The 14,883-nt window shown below is 38.3% G+C and carries 13 protein-coding genes; 10 read left to right on the plus strand and 3 right to left on the minus strand.

The genetic code is table 11. The features are described from left to right. Positions 1-35 precede the first annotated feature (35 nt). Positions 36-2,540 (minus strand): cation-translocating P-type ATPase, encoded by a 2,505-nt coding sequence (locus KSK37_RS03690; protein ID WP_217199537.1) that lies wholly within the window; start codon positions 2,538-2,540, stop codon positions 36-38. A gap of 61 nt (positions 2,541-2,601) precedes the next feature. Next, positions 2,602-3,375, minus strand: coding sequence for an exodeoxyribonuclease III (gene xth, locus KSK37_RS03695; protein ID WP_217199539.1), 774 nt, complete (start codon positions 3,373-3,375; stop codon positions 2,602-2,604). Positions 3,376-3,469: 94 nt separating this feature from the next. On the opposite strand from xth, the gene ku reads away from it, so the two are divergent. The 7 genes from ku to KSK37_RS03730 all read left to right on the plus strand — a co-directional run bounded on the left by ku (position 3,470) and on the right by KSK37_RS03730 (position 9,835). Beyond that, positions 3,470-4,249: a non-homologous end joining protein Ku gene (gene ku, locus KSK37_RS03700; protein WP_217199541.1), complete on the plus strand. Its 780-nt coding sequence runs from the start codon at positions 3,470-3,472 to the stop codon at positions 4,247-4,249. 26 nt (positions 4,250-4,275) lie between these two features. Continuing rightward, on the plus strand, positions 4,276-6,819 hold the full coding sequence (ligD, locus tag KSK37_RS03705) for a DNA ligase D (protein WP_217199543.1): 2,544 nt from the start codon (positions 4,276-4,278) through the stop codon (positions 6,817-6,819). 73 nt (positions 6,820-6,892) lie between these two features. Then, complete coding sequence (locus KSK37_RS03710) at positions 6,893-7,330, plus strand: DUF6526 family protein (protein WP_217199545.1); 438 nt, start codon at positions 6,893-6,895, stop codon at positions 7,328-7,330. A 46-nt stretch (positions 7,331-7,376) separates the two neighbouring features. Continuing rightward, on the plus strand, positions 7,377-7,541 hold the full coding sequence (locus KSK37_RS03715; RefSeq protein ID WP_088360386.1) for a phosphatidate cytidylyltransferase: 165 nt from the start codon (positions 7,377-7,379) through the stop codon (positions 7,539-7,541). A 12-nt stretch (positions 7,542-7,553) separates the two neighbouring features. Next, complete coding sequence (locus KSK37_RS03720; RefSeq protein ID WP_217199546.1) at positions 7,554-8,411, plus strand: SDR family oxidoreductase; 858 nt, start codon at positions 7,554-7,556, stop codon at positions 8,409-8,411. 25 nt (positions 8,412-8,436) lie between these two features. Further along, positions 8,437-9,540, plus strand: a complete 1,104-nt coding sequence (locus KSK37_RS03725; RefSeq protein WP_217199547.1) for a DNA topoisomerase IB — start codon at positions 8,437-8,439, stop codon at positions 9,538-9,540. Positions 9,541-9,565: 25 nt separating this feature from the next. Further along, positions 9,566-9,835, plus strand: coding sequence for a hypothetical protein (locus KSK37_RS03730; protein ID WP_217199548.1), 270 nt, complete (start codon positions 9,566-9,568; stop codon positions 9,833-9,835). 19 nt (positions 9,836-9,854) lie between these two features. Here KSK37_RS03730 and KSK37_RS03735 read toward each other — a convergent pair whose 3' ends face one another. Beyond that, complete coding sequence (locus KSK37_RS03735) at positions 9,855-10,433, minus strand: HD domain-containing protein (protein ID WP_217199549.1); 579 nt, start codon at positions 10,431-10,433, stop codon at positions 9,855-9,857. 539 nt (positions 10,434-10,972) lie between these two features. On the opposite strand from KSK37_RS03735, the gene KSK37_RS03740 reads away from it, so the two are divergent. The 3 genes from KSK37_RS03740 to KSK37_RS03750 all read left to right on the plus strand — a co-directional run bounded on the left by KSK37_RS03740 (position 10,973) and on the right by KSK37_RS03750 (position 14,671). Further along, positions 10,973-12,223, plus strand: coding sequence for a site-specific integrase (locus tag KSK37_RS03740; RefSeq protein ID WP_217199550.1), 1,251 nt, complete (start codon positions 10,973-10,975; stop codon positions 12,221-12,223). 156 nt (positions 12,224-12,379) lie between these two features. Further along, a complete protein-coding gene (locus KSK37_RS03745; protein ID WP_217199552.1) occupies positions 12,380-13,783 on the plus strand; it encodes a hypothetical protein in 1,404 nt (467 codons plus the stop codon). A 12-nt stretch (positions 13,784-13,795) separates the two neighbouring features. After that, positions 13,796-14,671 (plus strand): DUF4238 domain-containing protein, encoded by an 876-nt coding sequence (locus KSK37_RS03750; protein ID WP_217199554.1) that lies wholly within the window; start codon positions 13,796-13,798, stop codon positions 14,669-14,671. Positions 14,672-14,883 lie beyond the last annotated feature (212 nt).

Here is a 14,883-nt window from a genome sequence, read left to right on the forward strand (position 1 = left end):
TTTATTTCCATTAAATCAAAACTTAATTCGTGATTTCATTTATTAAATGACCTTCTGATCAGTTTATAAATCTCAAACCAAAGCACAGAAATAACAGCCACAGATAAAGCAGTTAATAATTGTTCTGCATTTAATGCACTTAGCTTAAAAAACTGAGTTACCGGTTCGTAATAAAGCATGATGGCAAGCAGAATAACAGTTGCTCCCGTAACATAAACCATCAGATTATTTTTATTCCTGAAACTCTCAAACATCGAATAATAAAAAGAACGGTTTGCAAGGCTGAGCAGGATGTTCGCAAAAATTAAGGTGGTAAAAACCATCGCCCGAACAGTTTCCTCATTTCCGCCGTTTCGGTAAGTGAACTGATAAATAAACATTACTCCGGCAGCGATAATCAATCCCTGAATGACACTTAAAATCAATTCCTTCCAGGTAAGAAAAGTTTCTGACATCGGTCTCGGCTTTTGAAGCATCGTATTTTTTTCCATCGGTTCATTTTCATACACAATGGAACAGGTAGGTCCCATCACCAGCTCCAAAAAGATAACGTGAACCGGCGTAAAAATCTGCGGAAACGCCCAACCCAAAAACAGCGGAAGCGATACCGTAAGAATGATAGGAATGTGAATGGAAATGATATACTGCACCGCTTTTTTGATATTGGTGTAAATCCTGCGGCCTGCCGCAATTCCTGTGACGAGTTTTCCCAAATCATCATAAGTCAGCACTAAAGAGGCTGCAGCTTTTGCAATTTCGGTACCTTTAACGCCCATTGCAACTCCAATGTGCGCTGATTTTAATGCAGGCCCGTCGTTTACCCCATCGCCAAGCATGGCAACCACTTCCCCATTTTTCTTTAAAGCATTGATGACTTCAAGTTTAGCCTCAGGAAACATTCTTGTAAACAAAACCTTTTCTGCTGCGGTTTTCATTAAATCACCTTCTGACAAACGGGTTATTTCAGCACCGTTTACAGGAATTCCGCTGTGATGAATTCCTGCCTGTTCGGCAATACTTTTGGTTGTTTCAGCATTGTCTCCGGTAATTACTTTCACCTGAATTCCTGCTTCATAAATTTGACGGAAAACATCCTGAATTCCTTTTTTTGGCGGATCATAAAAAACGACAAAGCCCAGAAATTCAAAAGAAAGCTCCTGCTGTTTTTGGGGAAAGTCTGCTCCTTTAAAATCTGATTTTCCTACGCCTAAAACACGGTAACCTTTTTTCCCGAAATCCTCAATACGTTTTTCTAAATGTTTTTTTTCAGTTTCCGTTAACCTTGAGACATTCAGGATCGCTTCGGGAGCACCTTTTGCAGCAATAATTCGTTCGCCGTGGGGATTCTCAAAAAGATGGGTCATCATCGGAGGTTTTCCGTCGAGCGGATATTCGTGAAACATACAGAAATCTTTCCGTAAATCCTTTTCCTGTGTTTCTGCATAAACATGATGCAGCGTTTTTTCCATAGGATCAAAAGGAACCGGCTCGCTGCTCCACATCGCGTAACTGATGAGCTCAGAGATATTTTGATTATTAAATTCTTTATCGGAATAATTCCGGTTCGTTTTAAAATCATACACTGTTTTCAGGTGCATTGAATTTTCGGTTATTGTTCCGGTTTTATCAGTGCAGATCACTGTCGTACTTCCCAGAGTTTCTACAATGCTGCTCTTTTTAATGATAATTCCTTCTCTCATTAGCTTCCAGGCACCCAACGCCATAAAAGTGGTAAATGCAACAGGAATTTCTTCCGGAAGTATCGACATTGCCAGCGTAAGACCATTTAATAAAGAATCTACAATATTCTGGGTATGATAAAAATTAACGCCGCATACGAGCAGAAAAACAATAATCCCAATAACGGCCATTGATTTTACAAACTTTTCGATCTGCAGCTGTAACGGTGATTTCTCTTCCCTGATATTGATGAGGGATTCGCCTATTTTGCCCAGTTTTGTTTTCTTTCCGATTTCCTCCACCTTAAAAACGGCAAGTCCCGAAGCGGTTAAAGTTCCGCTATAAACCTTGGAATCTTCTGATGAACTGTCTTTAAATACAGAAAAACTTTCTCCGGTGAGGGAAGATTCATTGACAGAAAAGTCGTTGCTGTGAAGGATTGTGCCGTCCGCGTTGATCATTTTTCCTTCTTCAGTGATGCACAAATCCCCTACCGCAATCTCATGCGTGGGAATTTCTGTAATCTTCGAATTTCTAATGACTTTGCTTAAAGGTTCATTCAGTTTTTCAAGCTCTTCCAGAGCTTTTTTACTTCTATTATCCTGATAAAAGGAAATGCCCGAAACCAGAATAATGGCCGCGAGCATAAACAGCGATTCACCGTAATTTCCTACTGCCAGATAAATCAGTGCGATAACAATGAGTAAAATAAGCATCGGCTCTTTCACGATATCAATCAGAAGATTGAGCCAGTTGCTTTTCTTCGGCGTATGCATCTGATTAAAACCATTTGCTCCCTGTGAGCGTTTTACTTCCGCATCGTTTAGGCCGGTTAAATGTTCGGGAATATTAAAAGGCATTGTATTGAATTCTAATACCTAAAGTTACTGAAAATCAAAAGAAATGTGAGAATGAATTATATCAGATTTTCAGCTCTATCCATACCGGAGCGTCATCGCTTGATTTTTCCCAGCCACGGACAAATTTATCTACTTCAGCTTTTTTCAGATGCGGTACCACTTCAGTGGAAAGGAGAAAATGGTCAATTCTTAAACCTGCGTTTCGTTGGTAGGCATTCCGGAAATAATCCCAAAAAGTATATATTTCCTCATCCGGATGCAAATGTCTCAATGCGTCAGTCCACCCCTGACTGATTAAATTATGGAACGCATCCCGGACTTCCGGTAAAAACAGCGCATCATTCTTAAATTTCTCCGGTTTATAAACATCCTTTTCCGTCGGCATTACATTAAAATCGCCGATGAGCAGAACTTTTTTATTTGAAGTAATAAGCATTTCCGCATGTGCATCCAATCTTTCAAACCAGCGCATTTTATAATCGAATTTCGGTCCCGGAACCGGATTTCCGTTCGGCAGATAAATGCATGCAATAATTAAATCTTTAATTTTCACTTCAAGATAACGGCTCGCTTCCACTTCCTCTTCGCCCGGAAGGTCAGTTCGGGAAACTATTGGCTTTCCCAGTTTTGATAAGACTGCAACTCCATTCCAGCTCTTTTGTCCGAGCCAGACTGAATGATATCCTGCTTCAAGAATTTCAGCTTCCGGAAATTTTTCCTGAGGCGCTTTCAGTTCCTGAAGACACACAATATCCGGCTGAGATTCCTGCAGCCACTTAAGCAAAACAGGAAGCCTTCCGTTGACACCGTTTACGTTGTAAGTTGCGATTTTCATGATCTAATATTTTGATTAAAGTTAGGGAGTTTAATAAAACCAACATTCCTTTTGGACGAATTTTTGATGGCTTTTAAAAAATAAACCACACATTATGAGAGCAATTTGGAATGGATCCATAGGATTCGGGCTGGTAAATATTCCTATCAAACTTTATTCCGCAACAGGCGAAAGTAATCTCGATTTGGATATGCTGGATAAAGATGACCTTTCGAATATACAGTTTAAAAGAGTGAATGCCACAACCGGAAAAGAAGTGAAATGGGAAAACATTGTGAAAGGCTACAAACTCGAAGACCGTTACGTCGTGCTTACTCCGGAAGATTTTGATGAAGTAAATCCGGAAAAATCCAAAATGCTCAACATTAAGCAGTTTGTCGACATTAATGAAATTGACAGTGCTTATTTTGAGTCTTCCTATTTTCTGGAACCTCAGAAAAACGGCGAAGAAGCTTATAAATTATTGCTTAAAGCCCTTTTAAAAACAAAAATGGCGGGCATTGGAACTTTTATTCTTCGGGAAAAAGAAATTCTCTGTCTCGTGCGTCCATATCAGGAAAAAATTTTAATGGTCAACCGTATGCGGTACCCAGAAGAACTCCGCAGTTTTGAAGATTTAAAAATACCGGGCGCAAAAAACCCGAGTGCAGACGAACTCGAAATGGCTGAATCCCTGATCAAGCAACGCGCGACGAAATTTGATACTGCAAAATATAAAAACACCTACAACGATGATTTAATGAAAATCATTGAAGCCAAAGCCAAAGGAAAAACCAAAAAAGTGGAAACCAAGAAGGAAGTTTCTGCAAAAGCAACAGATTTAATGGCACAGCTGAAAGCCAGTCTCGAAGCAGGAAAAGTAAAAGCGGGATAATTGTCTAATTCTTGATCAAAAAAAAAATGGCATTAGAAAAGTACAACAGCAAACGAGATTTTAAGCAGACCGCCGAACCTAAAGGAAAAGCGGAACGCGGAAAAGGCAAACTGAAATTTGTGATTCAGCGTCATGCAGCAAGTCGGTTGCACTACGACTTCCGGCTGGAAATGGATGGCGTTCTGAAAAGCTGGGCTGTTCCGAAAGGTCCTTCGCTAAATCCAGCCGACAAACGCCTCGCCATGATGGTTGAAGATCACCCTTTTGCTTACCGCACTTTTGAAGGAAGCATTCCAGAAGGCAATTACGGAGCCGGAGAAGTGGAAATATGGGATGAAGGAACTTATGAGCCGCTTGACAAAGTGAAGGGAAAAACCGATGATCTTGTGATGCAGCAGGAACTCCACAAAGAATCTTTAAAATTTGTAATGCACGGCAAAAAATTAAAGGGTGAATTTGCGCTTGTCAAAATTAAAAATTCAACAGAAGGAAATTCATGGCTTCTCATCAAACATAAAGACGAATTTGCTACCGATACTTATGATGCCGAAGAAAATACAGCTCCCGATTCCAAAGTTTCTGAATACCTTATTTCAAAGGGAAAATTAAAGAAAAAGAAGACTTCCGCTGATGAAAGTGTGAAATCATTTAAAAATTATACTCCTGCCCTTACCGGCGAAAGAAAACTGAAAAAATTTATCACTCCAATGCTTGCGGGCATTGCTAAAGAGCCGTTCAGCGGGAAAGAATGGGCATTCGAGATCAAATGGGACGGTTATCGGGCAATCGCGGATTTAAGGAAAAATGTGCAGCTCTATTCAAGAAACGGATTGTCTTATCTTGAAAAATTTAAAAAAGTTGCCAATTCGCTCAAATTTCAAAGTCACGAAATGGTTTTGGATGGCGAGCTTGTGGCTTACGATGATAAAGGAAAACCGAATTTCCAGTGGTTGCAGCGGATTGGAGAAAACCCGGATATGAACGTCATTTTTCAGGTGTTCGATTTGCTTTGGCTGAACGGACATTCTACCGAAGATCTAAGTTATCTACAGAGAAAAGAACTGCTTAAAGACGCGCTCACTGAAACAGAATTTGTAAAATATTCCGACCATGTTCTGGAAAAAGGTGAAGATTTCTTCCGCATGACCGAAAAAATGGGACTCGAAGGAATGATTGCCAAAAGAACCGATTCTCTTTACCGGGAAGGCACGAGAAACGGTGACTGGCTCAAAATAAAAAGTCAGCAGACTGAAGAGGTGCTCATTTGTGGATTTACCGCACCGAAAGGAGCCAGAAAGAAATTCGGGTCGCTGATTCTGGGAAGATATAACGGTAAAGATCTTATTTTCTGCGGACACACAGGCACGGGTTTCAGCGATAAATCTTTAGTGGAATTGTACGGAAAAATGGAACCATTGATTACCTCGGAAAGTCCGTTTGCCGAAACTCCGAAAACCAATGACAAAGCAACGTGGATTAAACCCGAGCTTATTGCAGAAATAAAATTCACCGAACTTACCAAAGACCATATTTTCCGTCATCCGGTTTTTCTGAGACTGCGGGAAGACCTCAATCCTGAAGATTTGAATTTTAAAAAAGAAGAATTAAAAAAAAGTCCAAAAGCTGCTCCACTAAAACAATCTGTTATGAAAAGGGAAAATGAAACACTCACGAAAATTGACAAACAGGAAGTAAAGCTCACCAATCAGAATAAACTGTATTTTCCGAAAGACCAGGTAACCAAAGGCGATGTAATTGCGTATTACCAAAGCGTTGCCAAATATATCTTACCTCACCTTAAAGACAGGCCCCAATCGATGAACCGTTTCCCGAACGGTATCGACGGGATGAGTTTTTACCAGAAGGACGCCTCCGAGGAAACTCCGGGCTGGATTGATACCGAAAAAGTACATTCCGAATCCGGTGACAAATTCATCAATTATATTCTCTGCAACAACAAAGCAACGATGGCTTACCTTAACAATCTCGGCTGCATTGAGCTGAATGTCTGGACGAGCTGCGTAGATACCATTGACAAGCCGGATTATCTGGTTTTGGATCTGGATCCGTCAGAAAACAACAGTTTTGAAGACGTCATCGAAACGGCAAAAATGGTAAAAACGGTAATGGATAAAGCAAAAATAAAAGGATACTGCAAAACTTCGGGAAGTTCCGGAATTCATATTTATATCCCGACCGGCGCGCAGTATTCTTTTGAACAGGTAAAGAACTTCGCTCACATTATGATGCAGATGGTTCAGAAAGAACTGCCCGATATTACAACGCTGGAAAGGACTTTGCAGAAACGTGACAAAAACAAAATCTATCTTGATTATCTTCAGAACCGGCGCGGACAGACTTTAGCGAGTGTTTACAGCTTAAGGCCTAAAAACGGCGCCCCGGTTTCCATGCCGATTGAATGGGAAGAACTGAAAACCGGTTTAAAACCTACAGATTTCAACATTGAAAATGCGCTGGAACGGATAGAAAAAAAAGGTGATCTCTTTAAACCGGTCCTTGGGAAAGGTTTTGATATGCTGAAAGCGATCGCGTTGCTGGAAAAAGAATAAACTGAAGCATCTGATTATTAATTTCTTACAGAATATTAATTGAAAGTGGTTGCATTTTTGATAGAGAAATTTTATGAAAACCCAAAATTACACCAACCATAAAAAATATTATCCGCCACATCATTTTATATTATTGCCGATTCTGATCTTTCTTTTTGTTTTTGGTATCAGGAAAGCATTCAAAGATGAAGAAAACCAGCTGATATGGATTTTGTTTTCAACGGTTATTTTTCTGCTGTTTTATTTGGCTTTCATGCTCCGTCAACACTACGCTTTGGGAAATCAGAACAGAATTATAAGACTTGAGTTCAAACAGCGTTACTTCGAAATTTTCGGAAAAAGATCGGATGATGTGGAAGAGCAGCTGAATTTCGGGCAGATTGCCGCACTCCGTTTTGCTTATGATGACGAATATAAAATATTGCTTGAAAAAGCCCTAACCCAGAAAATTTCAGGCGACGATATAAAAAAATCAATTAACAGATGGCGCCCTGATTTTCACCGCGTCTGAAAAGTTCTCCAAATTCAGAATAAATTAAACTATTAAAATAAACGTTATGAAAAAGTTCACATTACTCAGCTTAGCAGTTTTCGCACTGATTTCTTTAACTTCCTGTGAAGCCATAGGCACTATTTTTAAAGCAGGAATGTGGTGGGGAATTATCCTCGTCGTTGGTGTTGTCGGATTGATCTTATGGTTACTGACCAGAGGAAAGAAATAATTTCAAAATGTAATGCAAAAGAAAACGAAAACCAAAATCCGTCCTTTGCAGAAACAGCGGAAGCCCGGTCTTGAGGCCCAGCTTTCTCCTGCTCCCAAAAGCGCCCCTTTAAGCAGAGAAGGAAAACTTAAAGGCAAAACAGCTTTGGTCACCGGAGGCGACAGCGGTATCGGAAAAGCGACTGCACTGCTTTTTGCAAAGGAGGGAGCGGATTTGGTTATTGCGTATCTCAGCGAAGTTTCTGATGCAAAACAGACCAAAAAAGAAGTAGAGAAACTCGGCGGCAAATGCGTTCTGATAAAGGGTGATCTAGGAAAAGAAAATCACTGTAAAAAAGTCATTGCCAAAACGATCGCTGAGTTCGGTCAGCTTGACATTCTCGTCAACAATGCCGGAAACCACTGGGAAGCAGACCGCATTGAAGATATTTCGACAGAACAGGTGATGAACACTTTTCACTCTAATTTTTATTCCGTTTTCTGGCTTACGAAATATGCCATGAAACATTTAAAAAGCGGAAGCAGCATCATTAACACGACTTCGGTTACGGCATATCGTGGTAGCGATCATCTCATGGATTATGCCGCGACTAAGGGTGCGATTTTATCCTTTACCCGAAGTCTTTCCGCTAATTTGGCAGCAAAGAAAATCCGGGTGAATGCTGTAGCTCCCGGCCCGATATGGACTCCGTTGATAGCTTCAACATTTTCAAAAAAAGAAGTTGCTGAATTCGGGAGTGATACCCCGATGAAACGCGCCGGAGAACCTAATGAAGTAGCTACCTGTTTTCTTTTTCTGGCTTCTGAAGAATCATCTTACATCACCGGACAGGTTCTGCACCCTAACGGCGGTGAAATTGTTAATGGTTAATTTAATGTATCAATTATCTTATTAAATGAATAATCCCAATAATGATATAGTCATCTCCTTAAGTCCTTCAAAAATCATTAAAATCATGAAGGATCCGGTGAAATCTGCGAAAGCGGTAAGCCTGGTTTACACCACCGACCGCGAAGCGGATGGAATCGTTCGCAAAAAATGGGGGAAGAAATTTGTATATTATAATGGGGATGAAAAAATAAAAGATTCGGAAGAAATTCAGCGCATTAATAAACTCGCGATTCCTCCCGCCTGGGAAAATGTATGGATTTGCGCGGTACAGAATGGTCATCTTCAGGCTACGGGAATTGATGCTAAAAACCGAAAACAGTACCGTTATCATCCGGTGTGGAATGCATTGAGAAATCATACCAAGTTTTACCGCATGCTTCAGTTTGGGTATGCCCTTCCTCAGATCAGGCTTCATCTCGAAAAGGATTTGGCGTTAAAAAATCTGGAAAAAAGAAAAGTTCTTGCTGTGGTGGTAAGTTTAATGGAAAGAACCAATATCCGGATCGGCAACAATGTTTATGAGAAACTGTACGGCTCTTTTGGGCTGACAACCCTTAAGGACAAACATGTTAACATCAAAGGCCACCGAATAAATTTCTCATTTAAAGGAAAAAAAGGAATTTATCACGACATTGATCTGAAAAACGCCAAACTTGCAAAAGCCGTCCAGAACTGCAAAGACATTCCCGGAAAAGAACTTTTTCAGTACTACGACGAGAATGGACAGCGGCATGCGATTGATTCCGGAATGGTAAATGAATACATTAAGGAAATCAGCGGTGAAGATTTTACCGCAAAGGATTTCAGAACCTGGTCCGGAACGGTAAACGCACTGATCGCTTTCAAAGAAATCGGGGAAGCGGAAAGCGACAGAGAGTACAAAACCAAAGTAAAGGAAGCGCTTGAAATGGTGGCGTCACACCTCGGAAATACCGGTAATGTCTGCAGAAAATATTACGTTCATCCGTTAGTCATCAATCTGTACGAGAATAATTCCATTAAAAAATATCTGGATGAGCTGGATGAGATTGAAGTAAATGACGGCAAAACCGGCCTCACAAAAGAGGAAACGATTGTGATGAAAATGCTGGAAAATGAAAAACTTTAAATTTTAAATATTAAAAATCAAAGCTATGAAAATTGAGATTCAGGGAAACGAAATCAGTATCCTCAGCTTAGGAGCAACGCAGGAAGATCACGGTGTAGTAAAACGCGAAGTTAATTTTGAGATCAAAGGCACACCCTTTCAGAGATACATTATTTTGGGAATGAACGGAACCGGCGCAGATTATCACGATCCTCAGCATTTTTACAGGATGAATAAAGATCAGGTGGATGCAAGCCTTATTGAATATTTGTCTGAAAATCATCTCTACGAAACCGGGGAAGATAAAATCATCTAAAGATAATATTCTGCTCAGATTATGAATTCTTCATGATCTTGTTGAGATATTGCTGCTTCAGTGGTTCTTTGTTTTTCTTGCAGTACGCAGTATGATAGTGATGTTTGGAAATAAAGGAAACCTGGTTTTTATTCCACTCTTCCAGACTTAAATCCGGATTTAATGAATGTAATTCCTTAAAAAGTTTCTGAGAAAAAGCTTCTGCATTTTCGGTGCCCAGATATTCAAGATCCGCATCGCAAATCACCCTTTGAAGCATGTTTTTGGGATGCTGCGGTGTTTTTGTCGCCATAATTAAATCCAGTATTTCATCAGTTTCCTCTTCGGAATATCCAAAAGTCCGGAGATTATTTTTTGCAACCTCACAGCTTTCTTTTTCGTGGCCTTTATACTTGCATATATAACCGACATCGTGAAGCAGTGAAGCAGCGAAAAGCAGTCTTTTGTCCTTCTCTGTGAGTTTTTGCGCCTGCCCTATTTCAAGAGATTTTTCCGCGACGTACAGCGTATGTTCCCAATTATGATAAACGTAATTTTCGGGCAAAAGGGTGGTCAGAAGATTTTCTGTCCATATTTTTAAGGGAGTATCGGGTAGCATGGTTTTAGTTTTTTAGGTCATATTTCATTTATCAAACCGTCAATAACCTGAATGTCGAGGTCAGGAATGTGATCCTAAAATCTTTCAGCAATAAATACTGAAGTGATTGAAGGATAGGCTTTAAAATCTAAAGAAAAATGATTGGAGAATTACCTCTTACGGTAATTAAGGAAGAAGGTTGATATTTTTTTCATAATGGTGTGTTTTATTGTTCATTATCTGATCTCAAATAATAATTATAAAATTACAAAGTTTTTATATCATATCCTTTTTTTATTTAAAAAAGATTAGTAAAAAGCAAAAATAAGCAAAACGGTTAAAACCGTTGCTATGCAGGGTTTTATAAAACAGTAGTCTTAGTTCGGAACTCGGTGTCTGATAGGTTTTGGTCATTAAAACACAAAGTTAGGTTACTAATTCATTACCGATTTATAAAATAACCTATCAGTGTAAGTGATTATATTTCAGTGTTTTGCGCTATTTTTCATATTCCCTTGTAACTCAATGTAATTTAATTTTAAACATTAAACATTTGAGTTATGGAACAGACAAAAAAATCCACGTTCAAGCTACTTTTCTACTTAAAAAAGAACGAGCCGAAAAAGAATGGTAATGCTCCAATTATGGCACGCATTACCATTGATGGGACACCTAAGACTTTGGGAACTAAGTTAGAAATCAACCTCAATAATTGGGATTTAAAGTACGGAAGAGTTGAAGGCAAGAGTGCGAAAGCACTAGGTATTAATCAAAAATTGGATAATATACGGGCACGTATCGATACCCTTTATGAAGATATGCTGAAACACGAGGGTTTTGTAACGGCACAAAAGCTGAAGCTTGCATTTCTCGGTGTTGGTGTTATGGAAGATTCTTTGCTGAAAGTATTTAAAAAGAACAATGACGATTTTGGAAAAATGGTAGTACAAGGAGAACGCTCCGAAAGTACCTACTACAAGTACAAAATTGTCTATAACCACGTTGCTGAATTTATCAAAAGCAGGTATCATCGTGATGACATGGCGTTCAGGGAATTGACGTGTGATTTTATCAGAGAGTTTGATTTCTTCCTTAGAATAGACAAAAAGTGCACACACAATACTGTTTGGGTATATACTATGCCACTCTATCGTGTTGCGGAAATAGCTGTCAAAAACGGTCTTATCAGGAAAAATCCTTTTGAAGATTATGAAATATCGATGAAGGAAAATGACCGTAGTTATTTACTTAAGGAAAACGTTGAATCCCTGTTATTACACAATCCTTCAAAACAAAATTATGAAATTGTAAAGGATCTTTTTGTATTCAGCTGTTTTACAGGACTATCTTATATAGATATTAAACAACTTAAAAGTACTAACATACAATCCTTTTTTGATGGTCACGATTGGATTATAAGCCGAAGACAAAAATCTGATGTTGCTTCTAATGTAAGGCTTATGGAAATACCCAAACGAATTATTGAAAAATATAAAGGTACCACCCGAAATGATTCTATTTTTCCTGTTCCTACAAACAAAATTTGTAACAGTCATATAGACAAACTAATTCAAGAATTAGATATTGTTACAGAACAAAAAGTAACCTTTCACACAGCAAGACACACTTTTGGGACAATGTTTTTAACAGAGGGTGTACCACTTGAAAGCCTCAGCAAAATGATGGGACATAAAAATATTTCTACCACTCAAATTTATGCCAAGATTACCAGTCAGAAAATCAGCAAGGATATGGATTTGGTTTCTGATAAATTTAGGTCTATGGAAAATGCTTTTATGGAATCAATATAACATATTAGATCAAGAAGTAGGATCATAGAATCCTGCTTCTTATTTACATTCATTCCTCCAATTTTGAACGCACTATTTTTTATATTTACAGTTGGGAATGATAAAAAGAATCTCCCAAGAATTCAGCAGAATTTCTATTAATATAAAATTTATCCTGTGGAAGAAATAGACCTTACCAAAATAAAATATTATCCCGACAGATTTTATATATGTCTTGATGGATTTGATATCCAAAATTTAACAACTTTCATTACAGATCTCAATATTGGTCAACAACAGTCCATATTTATACACGAGTACTACCATTATCTAACTAACATAGCAACTCTTCCCGGAATCCGCCAGTTTGCCCTCAATTTTTGCGACAGATTTAAGGCAACGACAATCTTGACTGTGGCAGAAGGGTTGGATGCATTCCCGATAAATTCTAACACACACGAGAAGTGTAAGGAACTGGTGCAATATTGGAAAGGGGTTATTGATCTGCTCGAAGAGGATGATATTGACTATAAAGTTGTGGAAGAAACCGAAAAGTCTGCTAACAAGAAGTTTACTATAGCATCTGTGGAAAAAATAGTAAAACCAATGGAAGTTGTCATCGAAGGAAATGTGACAAATGGGGGCAGAAATTTGATAAACATTTCAATTACTGGCTTAATTGGCATTCAATCTTTCAATCTGACCTTTGGAGTAATTGACGAGTTTCTTAGTTCATCTATTGACGAATATCTATTTGAAAATGATCTATCAGATATAAATCCAAGTATGCTTAGTAACAGACCTTTTTATCCATACTGTTTTTTTGATGAGCTACTTTCATTTTATGGCATACGAAGACCATCTGCATTTGAAAAGATTGTTATAGCCTACTTTTCCCTAAACTCTCCAAACCCTCCAATTACCCTTATCAATATTCTCGAAAAACTTCAGGATGGCGGTTATGATGAATTTCAGAAGAGTCCTGAAAATTTTCTTATGTCAAATTTTCTTGAAGCGTCCCAATATAATGAGGTTCTTGATTATATAAAATCATTCGCTGATCAGTGTTCTGATCAAGGAAGAGTCCACATAGCACAGGCGCTTTATTATTATTACGACAAATTTTATCTTGCTCAGAAATTAAAAGAAAAAGATTTCTTTTTCTTCATTAGGCCATTTTTTGTAAACGCAGAAGATACCTTGAGGATGAAACAGAGATTTCTACTTGCTCTTTCAAGAATTATCAACCTCTTTACCCCGCCATTAATACTGAAGGATAAGCAATTCTTTTATATTGATAAACTTACTTCATTTGGGGAGTCTACAGCTTTAATATTGGCTACATACGAAATTTTAGAAAGTATCAAGACCAATCAGATTGCTAAAAGACCAGCACATCTTAAAGCTAAATACAGTTTTCCTGACCGAGATCCCGATTGTGACACGTTCGAGCTGTTTACACCTCCACCCATATATGGAACTGTATTCAGATTAGCACTTAATGAAATAGGCTTGTATGGTACATATCTACAGGAACTTGAAAAACGTAACCAGAATAAAGAAAATGACAGCACTGATTAATATTTAACATGCATGACACTATCAAAAAGACACCATTATATCCCGCAGTTTCTTATTAAGAGATTTGCTGATGAAGATAATATGCTTTATCTGTATGATAAAGAAAAAGGGGCTTTCGCAAAAGAGAGAAGAAGTCCCAAGTCTGTCTTCTTTGAGATGAACCGGAATACCTGGTACTTTGACGGAATGCCAAACGATAATATGGAAAAACTTTATGCCGAACTTGATGAAAAGTTTTCAAAAGATCTTGTCGAAATTACACGTACAGGTATTATTACCGAAGAAGCCTTAACATCTATATTGGTAATGGCGTCATCGATGAAATGGCGCTTGCCGGCAAATGATAATCTTTTTGACACCAAAGACATGGAGTACCCATATGATAAACTTCCTGTAAACATAGTAATTAAAAAAGAAGATGGTTCCGATCATAAGGAGGCATTGGATTATCTATTGAATTCTGAATTGTTTAGGCATACCAAAAAATTAATATTCCCATTTCTACCTTTCTATGACAATCTTAATATAAGCGAGGAAAAATTACTCCGGGTTCATAACAACAGTTATGTTAACTCGAATCCAAATATCAAATCAATTTTAGGAGATGCTCCTTTAATAGAAAGTGACAGTAATAATCTTGATGATTTTGGAAATTTCATATTACCACTTGGCAGTAATGATACTTTTATCTGCAATAATTCCCAAGCAAAACGTGTACAACATATTGGATTCTATGTAAATAAGGACCTGGCAATGTTTCATCAGGCACAGAAATATGTTGTGTGTAAGGATAAAGAACATCTTCAATCAATCATAGATGCTTACGCCCATCTTCAAACAATAGGACAAACAGAAATGATAAATCGTTACGTATTCCGGTTAGTATAGGGAAGATTACGGTATTTAAAGGCGGAGCAAAAAAGCTCCGCCTTTTTTTATGCCCATACTTATCCTTAAAAGCACATTTATTCCTCCAGCGCACATCCAACGCAATAATAGAGCTTGGCAGGATAACTCAATAAACCATCCTGAAAAACTACCCAATCTTATCCCTCAACAAATATTTTCAGCATCGTTTACGTGGCTTCCAAAGCCACAAT

Origin of the sequence: Kaistella soli (assembly GCF_019038595.1) — a bacterium.
GTDB lineage: Bacteria > Bacteroidota > Bacteroidia > Flavobacteriales > Weeksellaceae > Kaistella > Kaistella soli.

Bases quoted from the DNA above. Each gene is read 5' to 3' on its own strand.
- KSK37_RS03715 (WP_088360386.1), top strand. From the start codon at position 7,377: ATGAAAAAGTTCACATTACTCAGCTTAGCAGTTTTCGCACTGATTTCT.
- KSK37_RS03750 (WP_217199554.1), top strand. From the start codon at position 13,796: ATGACACTATCAAAAAGACACCATTATATCCCGCAGTTTCTTATTAAG.
- xth (WP_217199539.1), bottom strand. From the start codon at position 3,375: ATGAAAATCGCAACTTACAACGTAAACGGTGTCAACGGAAGGCTTCCT.
- KSK37_RS03740 (WP_217199550.1), top strand. From the start codon at position 10,973: ATGGAACAGACAAAAAAATCCACGTTCAAGCTACTTTTCTACTTAAAA.
- ku (WP_217199541.1), top strand. From the start codon at position 3,470: ATGAGAGCAATTTGGAATGGATCCATAGGATTCGGGCTGGTAAATATT.
- KSK37_RS03710 (WP_217199545.1), top strand. From the start codon at position 6,893: ATGAAAACCCAAAATTACACCAACCATAAAAAATATTATCCGCCACAT.
- KSK37_RS03735 (WP_217199549.1), bottom strand. From the start codon at position 10,433: ATGCTACCCGATACTCCCTTAAAAATATGGACAGAAAATCTTCTGACC.
- KSK37_RS03725 (WP_217199547.1), top strand. From the start codon at position 8,437: ATGAATAATCCCAATAATGATATAGTCATCTCCTTAAGTCCTTCAAAA.
- ligD (WP_217199543.1), top strand. From the start codon at position 4,276: ATGGCATTAGAAAAGTACAACAGCAAACGAGATTTTAAGCAGACCGCC.
- KSK37_RS03730 (WP_217199548.1), top strand. From the start codon at position 9,566: ATGAAAATTGAGATTCAGGGAAACGAAATCAGTATCCTCAGCTTAGGA.
- KSK37_RS03720 (WP_217199546.1), top strand. From the start codon at position 7,554: ATGCAAAAGAAAACGAAAACCAAAATCCGTCCTTTGCAGAAACAGCGG.
- KSK37_RS03690 (WP_217199537.1), bottom strand. From the start codon at position 2,540: ATGCCTTTTAATATTCCCGAACATTTAACCGGCCTAAACGATGCGGAA.